At 38.5% G+C, this 17,048-nt stretch carries 13 protein-coding genes, 15 tRNA genes, 2 rRNA genes and 1 pseudogene; 28 read left to right on the top strand and 3 right to left on the bottom strand.

The window, feature by feature from the left end:
* The 24 genes and pseudogenes from J0N78_RS22195 to J0N78_RS22080 all read left to right on the top strand — a co-directional run.
* Positions 1-125: ribosomal RNA gene (locus J0N78_RS22195) — 23S ribosomal RNA — on the top strand; the annotation flags it as partial.
* Between the two features lie 272 nt (positions 126-397).
* Positions 398-513 (top strand): 5S ribosomal RNA (gene rrf, locus J0N78_RS22190).
* Positions 514-531: 18 nt separating this feature from the next.
* A tRNA-Ala gene (locus J0N78_RS22185) sits at positions 532-607 on the top strand.
* A 25-nt stretch (positions 608-632) separates the two neighbouring features.
* Positions 633-709, top strand: a tRNA-Met gene (locus J0N78_RS22180).
* A gap of 6 nt (positions 710-715) precedes the next feature.
* Positions 716-792 (top strand) — tRNA-Ile (locus J0N78_RS22175).
* A 14-nt stretch (positions 793-806) separates the two neighbouring features.
* Positions 807-899 (top strand) — tRNA-Ser (locus J0N78_RS22170).
* A 50-nt stretch (positions 900-949) separates the two neighbouring features.
* Positions 950-1,024, top strand: a tRNA-Cys gene (locus tag J0N78_RS22165).
* Positions 1,025-1,051: 27 nt separating this feature from the next.
* Positions 1,052-1,140 (top strand) — tRNA-Leu (locus J0N78_RS22160).
* 3 nt (positions 1,141-1,143) lie between these two features.
* A tRNA-Arg gene (locus J0N78_RS22155) sits at positions 1,144-1,220 on the top strand.
* Between the two features lie 33 nt (positions 1,221-1,253).
* Positions 1,254-1,327: transfer RNA gene (locus tag J0N78_RS22150), tRNA-Gly, on the top strand.
* A 6-nt stretch (positions 1,328-1,333) separates the two neighbouring features.
* Positions 1,334-1,410: transfer RNA gene (locus tag J0N78_RS22145), tRNA-Ile, on the top strand.
* Between the two features lie 8 nt (positions 1,411-1,418).
* Positions 1,419-1,494, top strand: a tRNA-Asn gene (locus J0N78_RS22140).
* A gap of 3 nt (positions 1,495-1,497) precedes the next feature.
* A tRNA-Glu gene (locus J0N78_RS22135) sits at positions 1,498-1,572 on the top strand.
* A gap of 136 nt (positions 1,573-1,708) precedes the next feature.
* Positions 1,709-1,784: transfer RNA gene (locus J0N78_RS22130), tRNA-Val, on the top strand.
* 5 nt (positions 1,785-1,789) lie between these two features.
* A tRNA-Thr gene (locus J0N78_RS22125) sits at positions 1,790-1,865 on the top strand.
* A 215-nt stretch (positions 1,866-2,080) separates the two neighbouring features.
* Positions 2,081-2,156, top strand: a tRNA-Lys gene (locus J0N78_RS22120).
* Between the two features lie 12 nt (positions 2,157-2,168).
* Positions 2,169-2,252 (top strand) — tRNA-Leu (locus J0N78_RS22115).
* A gap of 648 nt (positions 2,253-2,900) precedes the next feature.
* Positions 2,901-3,830 (top strand): MurR/RpiR family transcriptional regulator, encoded by a 930-nt coding sequence (locus J0N78_RS22110; RefSeq protein ID WP_307794991.1) that lies wholly within the window; start codon positions 2,901-2,903, stop codon positions 3,828-3,830.
* A gap of 1 nt (position 3,831) precedes the next feature.
* Positions 3,832-4,830: an ABC transporter substrate-binding protein gene (locus J0N78_RS22105; protein ID WP_209125284.1), complete on the top strand. Its 999-nt coding sequence runs from the start codon at positions 3,832-3,834 to the stop codon at positions 4,828-4,830.
* Between the two features lie 65 nt (positions 4,831-4,895).
* Positions 4,896-6,578 carry an ABC transporter permease gene (locus J0N78_RS22100; RefSeq protein ID WP_209125283.1) on the top strand — a complete coding sequence of 561 codons (1,683 nt, stop codon included), beginning with the start codon at positions 4,896-4,898 and terminating at the stop codon, positions 6,576-6,578.
* 21 nt (positions 6,579-6,599) lie between these two features.
* On the top strand, positions 6,600-7,679 hold the full coding sequence (locus J0N78_RS26435; protein ID WP_209125282.1) for an ABC transporter ATP-binding protein: 1,080 nt from the start codon (positions 6,600-6,602) through the stop codon (positions 7,677-7,679).
* 9 nt (positions 7,680-7,688) lie between these two features.
* The gene (locus J0N78_RS22090; protein ID WP_209125281.1) at positions 7,689-8,492 is read left to right on the top strand and encodes a sugar phosphate isomerase/epimerase family protein; all 804 of its coding nucleotides are present in this window, start codon (positions 7,689-7,691) and stop codon (positions 8,490-8,492) included.
* Entirely contained in the window at positions 8,459-9,763 is a 1,305-nt protein-coding gene (locus J0N78_RS22085) for an MBL fold metallo-hydrolase (RefSeq protein WP_209125280.1), read from the top strand. Before J0N78_RS22090 ends, J0N78_RS22085 begins: the two co-directional genes overlap by 34 nt.
* A gap of 84 nt (positions 9,764-9,847) precedes the next feature.
* Positions 9,848-9,991 (top strand): annotated as a pseudogene (locus J0N78_RS22080) (catalase); the annotation flags it as partial.
* Between the two features lie 90 nt (positions 9,992-10,081).
* Here the strand turns inward: J0N78_RS22080 and J0N78_RS22075 are convergent.
* Positions 10,082-10,282, bottom strand: a complete 201-nt coding sequence (locus J0N78_RS22075) for a capping complex subunit for YIEGIA (protein ID WP_209125279.1) — start codon at positions 10,280-10,282, stop codon at positions 10,082-10,084.
* Positions 10,282-11,205 (bottom strand): YIEGIA domain-containing protein, encoded by a 924-nt coding sequence (locus J0N78_RS22070; protein ID WP_209125278.1) that lies wholly within the window; start codon positions 11,203-11,205, stop codon positions 10,282-10,284. The genes J0N78_RS22075 and J0N78_RS22070 overlap by 1 nt, the downstream gene beginning before the upstream one ends.
* Positions 11,206-11,686: 481 nt before the next feature.
* On the opposite strand from J0N78_RS22070, the gene J0N78_RS22065 reads away from it, so the two are divergent.
* From J0N78_RS22065 to J0N78_RS22050, 4 genes are all read left to right on the top strand, one after another.
* On the top strand, positions 11,687-14,011 hold the full coding sequence (locus tag J0N78_RS22065; protein ID WP_209125277.1) for a xanthine dehydrogenase family protein molybdopterin-binding subunit: 2,325 nt from the start codon (positions 11,687-11,689) through the stop codon (positions 14,009-14,011).
* Complete coding sequence (locus J0N78_RS22060; RefSeq protein WP_209125276.1) at positions 14,008-14,841, top strand: FAD binding domain-containing protein; 834 nt, start codon at positions 14,008-14,010, stop codon at positions 14,839-14,841. The genes J0N78_RS22065 and J0N78_RS22060 overlap by 4 nt, the downstream gene beginning before the upstream one ends.
* 1 nt (position 14,842) lies before the next feature.
* Positions 14,843-15,313 carry a (2Fe-2S)-binding protein gene (locus J0N78_RS22055; protein ID WP_209125275.1) on the top strand — a complete coding sequence of 157 codons (471 nt, stop codon included), beginning with the start codon at positions 14,843-14,845 and terminating at the stop codon, positions 15,311-15,313.
* Positions 15,314-15,430: 117 nt separating this feature from the next.
* A complete protein-coding gene (locus J0N78_RS22050; protein ID WP_209125274.1) occupies positions 15,431-15,706 on the top strand; it encodes a hypothetical protein in 276 nt (91 codons plus the stop codon).
* Positions 15,707-15,769: 63 nt separating this feature from the next.
* Here J0N78_RS22050 and J0N78_RS22045 read toward each other — a convergent pair whose 3' ends face one another.
* Complete coding sequence (locus tag J0N78_RS22045; protein ID WP_209125273.1) at positions 15,770-16,945, bottom strand: C40 family peptidase; 1,176 nt, start codon at positions 16,943-16,945, stop codon at positions 15,770-15,772.
* Between the last annotated feature and the right edge of the window lie 103 nt (positions 16,946-17,048).

The raw sequence follows: 17,048 nt of genomic DNA, 5'->3' as shown, positions 1-17,048 counted from the left end.
AGATGAGATTTCCCATTACGTCAAGTAAGTAAGACCCCTTAGAGATGATGAGGTTGATAGGTCTCGGGTGGAAGCGTGGTGACACGTGGAGCTGAGAGATACTAATCGGTCGAGGACTTATCCAAATGAAAGGTGAACTTGACTTCTTAAGAAAACTCAATGTCAATGTTATCTAGTTTTGAAGGAATAAACTTCATAATTTTAAAGGATTTTCAGAAGCAAGAATTGCAGCTGACGAAGAAATTCGCAGCTTATCAAAATCCGATAAGAAAATTGTTAGAAGCGAGTAGTTCGAGGCGACAAGTTCACGAGTAGCGGAATGTACGTTTGAAGGGTACTTGAGCAACGCAGTGGACGCAGCCAACGAAGAAATTCGAAGTTTATCACAATTTTAGAGTCTAGTGGCGATAGCGAAGAGGTCACACCCGTTCCCATGCCGAACACGGAAGTTAAGCTCTTCAGCGCCGATGGTAGTTGGGGGCTTCCCCCTGTGAGAGTAGGACGTCGCTAGGCTTAAATAATTCTTAAAATGGGGCCTTAGCTCAGCTGGGAGAGCGCCTGCCTTGCACGCAGGAGGTCAGCGGTTCGATCCCGCTAGGCTCCACCATAATATTTAGTTTTTTCTTTAATATGGCGGTGTAGCTCAGCTGGCTAGAGCGTACGGTTCATACCCGTGAGGTCGTGGGTTCGACTCCCTCCGCCGCTACCATTATAAGGACCCTTAGCTCAGTTGGTCAGAGCGGTCGGCTCATAACCGATTGGTCGTAGGTTCGAGTCCTACAGGGTCCACCAGAAAGTTAGATGATGGAGGAATACCCAAGTCTGGCTGAAGGGATCGGTCTTGAAAACCGACAGGCGGGTTAAACCGCGCGGGGGTTCGAATCCCTCTTCCTCCGCCATTTCAGATTAGAACAGTTTTAATTTTAGTTCTAGTATTTATAACATCCATGGCGGCATAGCCAAGTGGTAAGGCACGGGTCTGCAAAACCCTTATCCCCCGGTTCGAATCCGGGTGCCGCCTCCAAAGGTACCTTTATATTTTGTCTGCTTTGCCGGGGTGGTGGAATTGGCAGACACACAGGACTTAAAATCCTGCGGTAGGTGACTACCGTGCCGGTTCAAGTCCGGCCCTCGGCACCATATGCGCCCTTAGCTCAGCTGGATAGAGTGTTTGACTACGAATCAAAAGGTCGGGAGTTCGAATCTCTCAGGGCGCACCATTTATTTTTTAGATAACATGAATGTAATTATCTGCGGGTGTAGTTTAATGGTAAAACCTCAGCCTTCCAAGCTGATGTCGTGAGTTCGATTCTCATCACCCGCTCCAAATTTGGGGCCTATAGCTCAGCTGGTTAGAGCGCACGCCTGATAAGCGTGAGGTCGGTGGTTCGAGTCCACTTAGGCCCACCATAGAAGATTCCACAGTAGCTCAGTTGGTAGAGCAATCGGCTGTTAACCGATCGGTCGCAGGTTCGAGTCCTGCCTGTGGAGCCAAATGGCCCGTTGGTCAAGCGGTTAAGACACCGCCCTTTCACGGCGGTAACACGGGTTCGAATCCCGTACGGGTCACCATCTAGAATTAAGGAAGATTTTTCGAAGCAAGAAGTTCAGGGAAGTAAAGTTCTGAGGAAACGGAGCGTATCCTTAATACATGAGTAGTGTCAGAACGAAACTAACGAAGAAACTTGCCGCTTAACAAAATCTGAATGGAGGATTAGCTCAGCTGGGAGAGCACCTGCCTTACAAGCAGGGGGTCGGCGGTTCGAGCCCGTCATCCTCCACCATCCATGCCGGTGTAGCTCAATTGGTAGAGCAACTGACTTGTAATCAGTAGGTTGGGGGTTCAAGTCCTCTCGCCGGCACCATTTTAAATTTAATAGCACTTCGTTATAAAGTACCACATATAGTAACACTTAAATGGGTAAACTAAAAGTACTCATTTTTTTTGAGCCATTAGCTCAGTTGGTAGAGCAACGAGGATTATCTTCTTTGAACTACTACGAGTTGTTTCGACGCATTCACTACGAAGCTATACTCGTAGAGGAAGAAACATCACTTTGAATAATCACCTTTAATACGGGAGCCATTAGCTCAGTTGGTAGAGCATCTGACTTTTAATCAGAGGGTCGAAGGTTCGAATCCTTCATGGCTCACCATTGTTTTAAGCTGCGGGTGTGGCGGAATTGGCAGACGCGCTAGACTTAGGATCTAGTGTCTTTGACGTGGGGGTTCGAGTCCCTTCACCCGCACCAGTACATATTGATAATGAAAGATAAGAGATCAACATTAGTTGGTCTTTTTTTGTTATAAAAGAGATAACTAAATTTCTGAAAGAAGGGTATGTAGGTAAAATCAGAAGAATAGAACTAGAGATGCGTTTCCCTAATTGGCCACGAAAATGGCAGCATAATGACTGGATTGCTTCATGAGAACAAGGCGGCTTTGTATTTGAAGTAGCTGCACTTTATTCAAATCATTCATCAGTTGTTTGGAGAAATTATTTCGGTGGTAAAGTTGGTGAGGTATATCGGGAAATTCCAATTGAAAAAGATCAATCGTTCTGGGACCAAATGATACAAAATCTCGTTAATGCAATAGTAGGTAAAGAAAGTAAAGTCATTGATTTTGAAGAAGGCTATAAGGTTCAAAAAGTTTTAGAAGCATTAAGGAATCCAAAAAGGCCATACAGAAAAGGATCTAAATGAATGATTTTGACCTTTTGTACAAAAAAGAAACTGGTTTATTATTAACTTAATTTAAAAACCTAATTTTCACAACATGTGGCGAAAGAACTGGCCGAATTGGACTTGGATGTCTAATTCGGCTTTTTGATTTTCAACATTTACATAATCCTAACATGTACTTAATACAGAGTTACGAATAGGGCGTTAAGATAATAATTGTTGAAAAGATATTTTCAAATTTGCGTTAAATTAAAAAATATTTTCATAGAGGGGAGTGTTTTTCATATCGATAGAGCAATCGAAGAACTTTTTAAGCAATACTATCCGATATTAAGTCCGATTCAAAGGAAAATCACTGACTTAATTATGAGAGACCCGGAAGAATATACGATGCTAACGATCACAGAATGTAGCAAAAAGCTTGAAGTTTCAGAAGCTAGTTTAACACGGTTTGCAAAAGCACTAGACTTTAAAGGTTATCATGACTTTCAAAACAGTTTAAAATCGAATCTTCTTAATCAACTAACACCTAAGGTAAAAATGGAAAAAACGCTACAAAAAAGTGCTGCGTCTACGAACCGTATTGAAAAAGAGTTATTAAAAGACATTGAAACGCTATCTAAGGCGCTACAAACGATTAATCATGAGCAGTTTCAAAAAGTAGTCGCTTCTATTAGTCAAGCAGAATGTGTGTACCTAATGGGGCTAGGAGTATCTAAGTCTATCGTATCATTTCTGGATTTTCGATTAAGGAGAATCGGGATTGAGACAAAGATTTTTACAAGTGGCGGACATGAATTTATGGAGAAACTTCTACCCATCCAATCCAAAGATATCGTCTTGGCTATTGGTTTTCAAAGAAGCTACAGTGAAATCATTACTGCTCTCGATTATACCCAAAAGAAGGGTATACAAGCTATCTCTCTTGTTGAAAATGCCCTATCACCTCTTGCAAGGAAAGCATCAACATCATTAATTGTAAAACGAGGTCCTAAAGAAGAATTAAATTCATTAGCTCTTCCTATGTCGATCTGTAACGCAATCATGATGGAGGTTACTTTAATAAAAGAAAGACGAGCGCTTGAAACGATGGAACAGTTGGAATGGATAAATCAAACTTATAAAAGATATATGGAGGAAAATTAAAATGAAAATGAAAATCAAATCGATCCTAACGTTTTCCCTTATTTTGGTTGTATTACTGTTAGCAGCTTGTAACTCTAATTCTTCAAGTGGTAAAAATGAGTCGATTACCGTATATACTTCTGTTCCACAAAACTTAATTGATCAATTTCAGGCAGCATTTATTGAAACCTACCCGGACATTGAAGTGAATGTTTACCGAGCGGGTACAGGAGATATTTTATCAAAACTACGAACAGAAAAGGAAGCAAACAGTGTAGCAGCTGACGTCGTATGGGTTGCAGATTTTGTATCAGCAGAGGCTTTAAAAGAAATGGACATGTTAGCAAAATATGAATCAAAAGAAGCGAGTGCAATTAATGAAAATTTAATTGATCCGGATGGATATTACTATGGATCGCGAATCATCAATATGGTTCTTGCTTATAATACAAAAATTGAAGCTCCGAATAGCTGGAACGATATGCTTGACTCAAAATATGCAGGTAAAATTGGTATTCCAAGTGTAAGTTCAGGTACATCTTTTAGTTTTGTTGGAACGCTAGCAGCATCTGATCGTTTTGGTTGGGACTACTTTGAAAAGATGAGGGAAAATGGGGGAATTCAGCTTACAGCAAATAAAGATGCAGCAGAGAAAGTGGCGACTGGTGAATTGGAAATGGCGGTAGTTCTGGACTATATGGTTAAAGAAATGAAAGATCAGGGTTCTCCGATTGATTACATTGTACCAGAAGAAGGCCTTGTGATGGTTGCGTCCCCGATTGCTTTATTAGCAGACAGCAGTAATCCAGAAGGAGCAAAAACATTTATTGATTTTACAATTTCAAAAGAAGGACAAAAGATTATGGCGGAGCAAAATGTTGTATCTGTACGAGAGGATGTCGAGCCTCCTGAAGGCGTACCATCTATTAATGATTTAAAAATTTTTCCTACAGATGTTGACTATTTAGAAACCAAGCGTTCTGAGATTATTGAACGTTTTGAACAAATTTTTACAAACTAAGACAATTGCAAAAGGGTTCTTTATGAACCCTTTCCAATTTCTACGAGCTTTGGGGGAGCAAGCATATGAAAAGTTTGTTTACAAATGGTAAATGGATATATCTACTAGTTATCTTATCATTAGGAATATTAGTTGTTTATCCGATGGCGATTATTGTATATAAAAGTTTTGAAGGCGAAACTGGACTTACTCTAAGGCATTATTTAAATATTTTCACGGATGTAGGGGTTTATCGTATTTTATGGAATAGTTTTTTTGTTTCCATCATGGCAACGATTATTGCGACGATCATCGGTACATTTCTCGCGTGGTTTATTGCACGGACAGATATTCCTTTTAAAAAATGGGTAAAAATTGGGATTTTAATTCCGTTTCTTATTCCTCCGTTTATCGCTGCGATTTCCTGGCAGCAGTTGCTCGGACCAGTAGGATATTTTAATAAGTTTTATATGTATGTTACGGGAGCAACAAGCCCTCTATTTACGATTTATGGTCCATTGGGAATTATTCTTGTTATGACATTAAGTAGTTTTCCGTTAGTGTATCTTGTTACAGTCGGAGCCTTTGAAAAAATGGAATCAGCTCTTGAAGAAGCAGGGAGAATGGCTGGAGCAAATAAATGGAGAGTGTTAAAGGATATTACACTTCCAATTATGCTACCAACCATTTTAGCGGGGGCAGTTCTTGTTTTTGTCACAGAAATCTCCAATTTTGGTGTCCCGGCTATTCTAGGTTTTCAAGTTTCTTATTTCGTCTTAACAACGAAAATTTACGATGTGTTACACAGTTTTAATATGGCTAATAGCTTTGCAATAGCCGCAGCGTTATCTATGTTATTAGTTCAAATTGCTGCCATTGGTTTATGGATACAACACATCATTTTAAATAAGAAAAATTATTCTGTTATAACTGGAAAAAGTGGTCAAAAAATGACGATTAGTCTTGGAAAAGCTAGAGGATGGCTTACAGCTTGTATTCTTTTGTTATTAGCAGTAACTTCTTTGGCTCCAATGCTTGCAATCTTTTTGACATCCATTACAAAGGCGTACGGACTTTTGCCAACTTGGTCGAACTTAACGTTGGATAATTACCGCTATATTCTATTGGAAATGCCGATGGTTAAAAGGGCCTTTATGAATAGTTTTATACTCGCTTTTGGAGCGGCGACGATTGCTGTTGGGATGGGAGTTATCATTGCCTATTTAACGACAAAAACAAAGGTTCCAGGGAGACATGTTATTGATTTTATAGCAACACTCCCGTATGCCCTTCCAGGAACTGTAGTAGCACTTTCCGTTATCTTAGCGTGGATTCGTCCGATTCCGATCATCGACTTTCAACTGTACAACACGATTTGGATCATTTTAATTGCCTATATTGCCCGTTACATTACTTTCGCTGTTCGAACTACATCTGCATCTCTTATGCAAGTGCATGATTCGCTTGAGGAAGCTGCTAGAATTTCAGGAGCAAGTTGGTTGAGAAACTTGAAAGATATCGTTCTTCCATTAATAAGTCCAGGAATTTTTGCGGGGTGGTTCTTAATTTTCATGCCTACATTAAGAGAGTTGACGATTTCCATCTTATTATGGTCGGCAGGGAATGAAACGATTGCAATTGCTGTATTTAATTTACAAGAATCCGGAGATATGACAAGTGCATCCGCTTTAAGTATGATTATGATTTTATTTGTTGTTGTTGGTCATCAGTTGTCTATGAAACTAACAAAAAAAGAATCAGCCTTTTAAACTTTACGAGGAGTGAGACTAGTGGGCTATATTGCCATTAAACAATTAACCAAACGATTTGAAGCTTCAGTGGCTGTTGATCAATTTTCACTAGAAATAAAAGAAGGAGAGTTTATTTCCTTTCTTGGTCCGTCAGGGTGTGGAAAAACAACTACTCTTAGAATGATTGCTGGGTTTATTGATCCGACAGAGGGTGAAATTCAAATTGATGAGCAAGTGGTTTTTTCAAAAGCAAAAAGGATTGGATTGCAGCCTGAAGAACGGAATATCGGGATGGTGTTCCAATCGTATGCGGTTTGGCCTCATATGACGGTCTATCAAAACATTGCTTACCCTTTAAAAATTAAGAAGGTGAATAAAAAGGCAATGAAGGAAAGGGTAGAAAGGATGTTAGATTTAGTCAATCTACAAGACTATAAAAAAAGGTACCCACATGAGCTTTCTGGTGGCCAACAACAACGAGTAGCGTTAGCGAGAGCATTAATTATGGAGCCATCGCTGTTACTTCTTGATGAACCATTGTCAAACTTAGATGCTAAATTAAGAGAAAAAATGCGTGCAGAAATAATAGATGTTCAGAAGCGTACAGGAGTAACGATCGTTTACGTTACTCACGACCAAGCGGAAGCATTATCGATGTCGGATCGAATTGTTGTCATGAATAAAGGTGTCATTCAGCAAATTGGCAGTCCAGAAGAAATTTACAAAGAGCCAATCAATTCTTTTGTTGCTGATTTTATCGGGCAAACGAATTTTATTAGTGGTCAAATAAAAAGTATTACTCCATTGACGATTCAACTTGAAAGTACAGATATGCAAATAACGATGGAAAGCGAACCTTTCTCTCAGTCGTATACTGTCGGGCAAAATGTATCTCTTTGCATCCGTCCTGAGGAAGTTAAAATAGTAGAATCATCAGATGAAAGAAAGTCCTTACAGGGAACGATTGTAAACAAAACGTACTTAGGTAATGTAATCGAGTATATTGTCAATGTTGATCACCAACACATTCGGGTGGAGGCAGATTCTTCTTCTAATTGGGCATTAGGTGTAGATGTAGGACTGCAAATGAAACAATCTATTATTTTTACAAAAAACTAGGAGGACACTATGTTTAAGATCGGTTCATCTTCAGAATTACTTAGAAATTATTCCTTACAAGAGGCAACGATTATATTTTCAGCCTTGGGCTATGATGTTGTAGAACTATGGATGGGTCACTTTTATAAAAGTAATCTTAAAGCAACAGAAATTAAATCATTAATGAAAAATAATAATCTTGATTTTCAGATTCATGCCGATGTTCGAGATGTAAATCTGACTTCAACCAATCAAGGAATTCGAGACGAATCGTTAAAGCAAATGTTAGAGACGATTGAACTTGCTAGTGAAATGGAAGCGCCAGTTGTAACATTACATCCAGGAAGAATGTCATCTTCTAAAGATTTACCGGACGACTTTTGGGAATTACAACTGGATATGTTTTCAAAAATTGCAAGTCATGCCGAGAAATACGGTGTAAATGTAGGAGTTGAAAATATGGAGAAACGCTCAAAAGAGTTTGTTGTAACACTAAACGATGTGACGAAATTAATTCGGGGAGTAAACAGTTCTCATTTAGGTTTAACTATGGATTTGGCACATTACCATAGTATTGGCGATGTGAAAACATTTGTGCAGCAAGTAGATTTGCCGATTATGAATGTGCATATTAGTCAAGCTGCACCGGGTAAAATGCACTTGCCGTTTTCAGCGCAAACCGAAGATACGATCAACTTCGATGAGGTTCTTCCTGAGTTAATAAAAAAATATCAGGGACCTTTAATTATTGAAGGGTATGTCCATGGGAAGGAATTAGAAACGGTGAAGGAAAACTACCAATGGCTGAGCCAGTGTATGGAACTATGCAAATAAAAGTATTAGGTGGTGCAGGTGAATACGGTAGAACTTCGGTACTGATAACGAACGAAAAAGGTAGGTTCTTATTTGATTGTGGTACGAATAAAAGCGGGGCGACTACGGAAGAACAATATCCATTATTGTCCGAAGAAATCGCAGCTTCCATTGATGCCGTATTTATTTCTCATTCTCATGAAGATCACTGTTCTGCCCTAGGGTATTTATATGCGCTTGGTTATGATGGTCCGGTTTATTGTACCAATCACACAGCAAGGCAAATTCCATATTATTTAGAGAACTGGAGAAAAAACTGTGAAGAAAAGGGCTATCAGCTACCTTATAGTAGGGATGATGAACGCAAAATAAACATTAAAGAATTAGAAGGTATAACAGGTATTATTGACTTTCTAGACTTAGGTGTGAAAATTCAATGGGGGAGCAGCGGGCATATCTATGGAGCTGTATGGTATATTCTTTTTCTCGGTGGTAAAAAGATTTTTTTCTCCGGTGATTACCATATGGAATCTCCTTTATTTTCTTTTTTAAAGCCTGACGTTACAAATGTGGATGTTGCTATTTTAGACACGGCATATGGGTTAGATGAAAGAGATCAACAAGAGTATACCAGTTTACTATTTAATAAAATAAATACTACGATTAAAAATGATGGAAGTGTTTTTCTGCCTGTCCCTAAATATGGACGTGGACAAGAGTTACTTTTATTAGCTTTAAATTACTTTTCAAGGGATATTTTGAGACCCTTAATTGTTGTAGAGGCTTCTATTCTTTTACCTTTGCAAAATTATATAAAAGATATAAGCTGGTTAAAAAGTGGGATTGCGACAACCATTAGCAGTGCACTTAATGAAGAGAATATCGTTGTTGTAACGAATCAAACAGAAAGGGAGAAGGCGCTAAAACGGGACCGTCCAAAACTCATTTTTTCTCCAGATGGTATGTTACAGTCAACAGTCGCAAATGCTTACTTACAAGAATTGAAAGATGATAGTAAAAATCTAATCCTCTTAACGGGATATCAATCTAAACATTCATTAGGGCAACAACTATTAGAAAAAAATCCTTATCAGGTTCAAATAGATGTCAGTCGGTTTAAAGTCCATCCAGGCTTTCGTGAAACGAGAAAAATAATTGGTTTCGTTGATCCTAAAACAATCATAGTAATGCACAACAAGAAAGAAGAAAATGATCAAGTCGCACAATTTTTAAAAGAACAACATCAACTTAAAGTATTTTCCTTAATGTCTGGTGATGCGATTAGAATTTAGAATGTATTATTAAATATTAGTTGGGAACACAAGGCTCTAATCGGATCGCTTTTTTTTTTAGTTACTTAACTACAAAATTCACGACTCGGAAAAATGACGTTAAATCGTAATCAAGATAACTTTTTTGCGGAGACAGAACAAGCCGCATTCCATCCTGGTCACGTTGTTCCTGGTATTGACTTTAGTAATGATCCGTTGTTACAGGGACGATTATTTTCATATACGGATAAATAATAGAAACTTACACAAAAAATATATTAGTAAAACGAAAATGACCACGGTCGATGAACGGTGGTCATTTTCGTTTGGGTGAGTTTATTATTTCTTTATAATGATATGGTCTCCATTTTTTAGTTCAAGAATATCTGCTAAAAATACTTCAGCAAGACTATTTGAGATGTCAACTAATTCCGCTTGATCTTTTGCTAATAATGAAAGAGGATCCCCACCTAAATAACGGTTTTTATCTGTTGTAATAAAAGCAAGAATTCCTTTAATTTGTCCACCGTTATTCCCCATTAACTTTGTCCTCCTTTTTGAATGTTTAGTAATTCAGGATTTTTTTTCACCGTTTCTAATAAAGGAGTAAGTAAAATTGTTTCTTTTAAAAGTTCAATATTTTTGATAATCGGAACTAAAACAATGATGATAACTCCTGCTCCAGGGTTTTCTACACTATATAACTTTTTTTGGCCGAGTCTGCGGGTGGTTTCAAATAAAATCGCTTGTCGTTGTCCCCCATTGAAAAGCGGTATTTGAAAATGATCTTTATTAGGCTTAATGACTGCAGCTAGTCCGTCATCTAAGAACCACTGCTTTGCTTCTTCTCTTCCCGCTAAATTGTATACAAACATATCATTGACGTATAAATCTGAACCTTTAATTTCGATCTTTCCTTCTGTTACAGTTGCGATATCTCTTACCTTTTGTCGTGCTGTAAATCGTTTTAGTAAATAAAAGATAATGAGTCCTACGAGTGAACCGAATACGATTTGTCCCCATGCTGCAACATCTAACAATTCTTGTATTAGTTGAATCGTAAGAGCCGTGGAGAAAGAAACGATGAGCGTGATGTAGTTTCTCGCCTCGAATATTTTTGAAATGCCATCAATGTAAGCATCCCCGCGTCTTGTAAATTCATCTCCCTCAAGGTCTAAAAGACTTTCCCTCTCTATTTTTCGAACATCACGAAAATGTTGGGCAGCTAAAGCTAGAAATGTAACGGCCGTAAAGTTTTTGGTCATTAGCGTAGGAATGATAAAGGCTCCTATAGCAGCAGCAAGTGCACCCGTTACAAGGTGAATTAAATAGCCATTTGGGTAATTAGGATACTGCCTGTAATCCAGTTTGATAGAAAGGAAGCGAACCAAGGTTCCAATTACAGTTGCTGTAATAATAAGTATTAGCATTTCGGGTGATATGACATCGTTGTTATTAGGCATCCTTAATGCCTCCTTGTTTAGAAATTTCCATTCATAGAATTTGTTAGATGAACATTTTTATACAATTAGACAACGAATTGTACAAACTTGGAAATATTCTAGTGAAAACGAATGAATTACACCTAGAAAACCAATAATAGGAAAATGTAACTTTTATATATTGGATAGAAAAGTAAAAAAGCATTGGAGGAGTCGAATAGAACTGAAGGGTCTAAAGGTATTCGTACTTAATCAAGAGAGCTAGTGACTAAATGAGTGAGTATAAAAGATGTAGAAGTATGTCTAATGTTGTCGAGAAATCGATAAATGGCCTAAACTTGAAAATAAATGAGCCGAACTTGAAAATAAAATGGCAGAAGTTAAAAATAAAAGGACTGAAGTTGAAAATAAAACCGCAAAAGTTGAAAATAGAACGGTTAAGCAAATCTTTTAAATAAAATTTAACCTAGAACAAGATATTTTTTAGAGGTGGCTTGAATTCATGAGTTGGAGTATCGGAAAAAGTATTTACCGAAAAGAAGCATACGAAAAGGTGACGGGAAAAGCTAAATACACGGATGATTATTCCACAAAAGGGATGTTGCATGTAAAGCTAGTCGTGAGCTCTTATGCTCATGCCAAAATAACAGCTATTGACACGACAAAAGCTCGTGCGGTCTCTGGAGTTCGAGCTATTGTCCTTGGGCAACCGTATCCACTGACGGGCGAAGAAATTAATGATCGACCACCAATCGCATTTGAAAAAGTTCGGTATTACGGTGAACCCGTAGCCGTAGTCGTTGCTGATGATCCGCTTCAAGCCAAAAAAGCAGCTGAACAAATAGAAGTAAGCTATGAACCACTTCCGGTTGTAAATTCACCGAAGGAAGCACTACTGCCGGGTGCTGTTCTTGTCCATGAAAATTTAGCAACTTATGAACGGATTGAACACGTCTATCCAGAACCGAATACAAATATTGCCGATCGAACGAAAATAAGAAAAGGGAATATGGAGCAAGGTTGGGCTGAGAGTGATGTAACGGTAGAAGCTAGTTTTTCATTTTCCCCATCTGACCATATCGCGATGGAAACGAGATGTGTGACCGCAGAAATTCGTCCTGATGGGGTGGTTGTATTTTCATCTGCAACACAATCTCCTTATATGATCAAAAAATTAATGGGTAGTTATTTTGGTCTTGAAGAAGGAAAAGTTGTTGTCAATACCCCGTTAGTTGGTGGGGGATACGGCGGTAAAGTAGCAGTGCAGTTAGAGCTTATTGCATATATGGCAACACTTGCTGTTGGTGGACGACCGGTTAAACTTTTAAATACAAGAGAAGAAGACATGATCACTTCACCTGTACATATAGGTTTAGATGCAAACATCAAGCTTGGGGCGACAAAAGACGGGAAATTAACAGCTGCAGAAATATTGTATATATTTGATAGTGGAGCTTATTCAGATAAAGGGGCGACAGTGAGTCGTGCGGCAGCTGTCACTTGTACAGGACCTTACCACATTGAAAATGTCTGGTGTGACTCACTTTGTGTGTATACGAACCATCCATATGCTACAGCTTATAGGGGATTCAGTCATGCTGAGATTTTATTTGTGTTTGAACGAGCTATGGATATACTTGCCAAAAAATTGGAAATGGATCCAATTGAATTACGAAAGCAAAATGCTTTTTTACCTGGACATACAACACCAACTCAAATCCAACTTAATGAAAGTACGGTTGGAAACTTACCACAATGTATCGACCGCTTAAAACAATTGATGAACTGGGATGAGGGGTTAGTAACACAAGTAAGCGATCGGAAAATACGAGTGAAAGGACTAAGTTGTATTTGGAAGACTTCAACGATTGACTCAGAAGCAAGCTCTGGAGTCGTGTTAACTTTTAATGCAGATGGAAGTGTTAACATCCTGTCAGGTGTTGTTGAAATCGGAACGGGGACCAAAACGATACTCGCTCAGTTGTTAGCTGAAAAATTAAAAATGGATATCAATAAAATTCATGTCAAAATGGAAATCAATACACAAACGACACCTGAGCATTGGAAGACGGTTGCAAGTCGAGGTACGTTAATGGCTGGAAGAGCTTTATTAAAAGCTGCGGATGATGCAATAGAGCAGTTAAAAAACATTGCTTCACGTGTACTTATGTGTTCACCAGATGATTTAGAGGTAGGAAATGAAATGGTCTATGTTCGTGATGAGCCAGATACGTTTATCAATGTGAAAGACATTTGTTTGGGTTATAAATATCCAAGTGGGTATTCCATAGGTGGCCAGATCATTGCAAGAGGTAATTATACGTTAAGACATTTAACTCATATTGATCATGATACAGGATCTGGAAAACCTGGTCCAGAATATACAGTCGGTGCTCAAGGTGTAGAAGTAGAGTTCGATACACGAGACTATACTTATAAAATTTTAAACGCTTATTCGGTTATTGATGTTGGCAAAGTCCTAAATAATAAAGCAGCTCGAGGGCAAGTAATGGGTGCGATGAGTATGGGGTTGAATTTTGCTAGTAGTGAAACCTTTGTATTTAATCAAGAGGGAAAAGTACTTAACCACAGACTACGAACTTATACCCCGTTTCGATACGGAGATCACCCTAAATATATAGTACACTTTCTTGAAACACCACATATTGATGGCCCATATGGCGCAAGAGGTGTTGGTGAACTCGGCTTAATTGGAATGCCTGCCGCTTTAGCTAATTCCCTTTCAAAAGCAGCTGGCGTGGATCTAAATGAATTGCCACTTACTCCTGAATTCATTTGGGCAAAAAAGCAGGAGGTAGATTCATGATTTCGTTTGACTTTGAATATTACCGACCAACAACAATTAAGGAGGCGGTTCAATTACACCAATCTTTAGATGAGCAAGGGAAGAACCCGATCTATTTTTCAGGTGGGACAGAAATCATTACATTAGGAAGAGTAAATAAAATTCAAACAGGTGCTGTTATAGATATAAAGGGAATTCCAGAGTGCTTAGTAATGAGAAAAGACGAACAGCAATTGACATTAGGCGTTGCACAAACGTTAACAAAAATTCGGGAGAGTCAACTGTTCCCTTTTCTAAGTAAAGTTATCGTTGAAATTGCGGACCATACAGCTCGAAACAAAATTACATTAGGTGGAAACCTTTGTGCTAATATTATCTATCGAGAAACGGTTTTACCCTTTTTATTAACAGAAAGTCAAGTAGTTATTGCTGGCCCTTCTGGTGTAAAAATGCGCCCGCTGAAGGAAGTGTTCAACCAAACTCTAAAATTAGAAAGAGGAGAATTGCTTGTTCAAGTTATTACTGAACAAAGTGAAATAAATAGTCCTTCTCTCAGTATAAAAAAACGAAGACAATGGGATGTGGGATATCCATTAATAACGACAGCTGCCCTAAAAAAGAACGATAGTATTAAAGTTGGATTCAGTGGTTTATGTTCGTATCCGTTTCGAGATCAACTCATAGAACAATGTTTAAATGATCCAAGCTTATCTAAAGAAAAGAAAGCAACTGAAGCCATTCGGCTGATATCAACACCGATTCTCGATGATGTTCACGGTTCAGCTGCATATCGTTCGTTTGTATTAAAAAATACATTACTTGATGTAATGGAAACGTTGGAGGAAGCTTGATATGTATAAAGCTGAACTCACTTTAACGATTAATGGAGAAGATCGCACAGTATTCGTTCGAAATGCGGATACATTATTATTTGTATTGCGTGAAGAATTAGGATTAACTGGAGCAAAACCAGGTTGTTTAAATGGAGATTGTGGGGCTTGTACGATCGATGTAGATGGGGACCCAATGAAAGCGTGTTTAATGCTTGCGATAGAGGCTGTTGGAAAAAAAGTAACGACAGTGGAAGGACTTATAAATGCACCGATCCAATCAGAGTTTATTGAAAAATTTGCCTTTCAATGTGGCTATTGTACTCCTGGTTTTATTATGAGCTGTAATTCATTACTTCAAAAATACCCCAATGCTGATGATACGATGATCAAGGACTGGCTAGAATCTAACATATGTCGCTGTACAGGCTATCAAGAAATCGAGGAAGCAATCAAGTCTGTGTTGGGGTCTAATTCTCAAGAAAGCTCTTAAGGTGGAAATACTGAATTAAAATGGGTAAAAAAAATGATAAGAAATTCGTATGTTGAGCTCCTATTTAAGGCATCATATACGAGTAACAAAAATTACTTTTCCAAGGGGGAATTCTACATGCAACAAAATCAACAATCACAACAAGCAGCACAGCAAGCGCAACAAGCCATCCAACAAGCCCAGCAAGCGGTTCAGCAAGCTACTCAACAGGCTAATCCTCAAGCAATTCAACAAGCCCAGCAACAACTTCAACAAGCGTCACAGCAACTGCAGCAAGCTCAAAATAGTGCTCAACCTGCTCAACAGCAGCAGTTCCAGCAAGCCCAACAACAATTACAGCAGGCAACACAACAACTTCAACAAGCCCAGCAACAACAAAATCAACAACAATAACGTAACAACGGTAAAGAAGGTGGCTCTAGCAGAGAGCCACCTTCTTTCTATATTCGATAAGTATTAATTTAATACTCTACGTGCTTGCGTGTGCTTCGAAGGGTTATAACTTGAAATCTTCACGACATCTCCCGTTTGTGGAGAGTGGATGTATTGTCCGTTTCCAATGTAAATACCGACATGGTGGATCGGGTTCCCTCTAAAAATTAAATCTCCTGGTTGCACTTGGTTCAGCGGGACAGCAACACCAACTTGTGCTTGTTGTCTTGATACTCGTGGTAGGTTTACACCGATAGAGCGGAAGACATATGAAGTGAACCCAGAGCAGTCAAATCCACTAGGTGTTGTACCACCCCAAACGTAAGGTGTCCCTAAAAACTGTTTACTGTAATTAATTAGTTGAGTAACTTGATCCTGATTTCCAGAGCTAACAGATGGAGCAGGGTTACTATTCGTACTTGTATTTTTATTACTATTTGAACTCGTAGGTGCAGGTGTTTTGGTATTCGAATTGTTTACAGATGATTGATTTTGTGATGTTTGGCTAGGTCCATTTTCTAGTTCTGTCTGTTGTGGTTGCTGTTCTTCTTCAGCTAAGGTAGCCTGCCGTTCTTCTTCGGCTAAGCGAATTTCTTCCTGACGCTGTAGTTCCTTGAACCGATCTAATTCTTTCATAACGATATCTTTGTCTTTTTTCATTGCTGCCTGTTCATTCTTTACCGTTTGTTTGTTACTTTCTAAATGTTCAACTTCTTTTACTAATTCTTCCTGTAAAGTAGTCAGTTCTAACTCGGCATTCTGTATATTTTCAAGCAATTTTTGATCTTGTTCAATCACTTGGGAGATGAGGGTGACTCGTTCAATGAGGTCACCAAGTCCATTTGAAGTTAAAATGACATCAATGTAGGTTAGCATCGGGCTTTGGCCATTTTGTTGTATGGCACGTAGTCTCTCAAAATAAATTTCTTTTAAACTATCAAATTTCTGTTGAGCTTCCTCAAGATCCTTTTGGTTTTGTTCAATTTGTTGTTGACCTTGCTCAATTTCTTTCGTTAAATCTTCAACTTTAGCGATGGCTTCGATAATCTTGTTGTCGTATGTAAGTATTTTAGTTTCCAGTTCTTCGATTTGTGCGGAATAATTCGTAGGAGGATTAGCATAGGTTGTTGCAGGAACCGCATGAAGAAGGGTAGCAGCTAATGCCGTAGCAATAACTACATGGGTTAACTTCCTTTTCATTGTATTACTCTCCTTTTATATATACCATTACCTTCAATGGAAGATTGTGCATTTATTAGTCCTCTCAAATTTTAATATGTTTCCTGTCTAATAACAACGAATT

The sequence above is a fragment of the Alkalihalobacillus sp. BA299 genome (genome assembly GCF_017745675.1).
GTDB lineage: Bacteria > Bacillota > Bacilli > Bacillales > Bacillaceae_F > Alkalihalobacterium.
The sequence above is the reverse complement of the archived record's forward strand: the minus strand, read 5'-3'. Positions and strand labels throughout refer to the sequence as shown.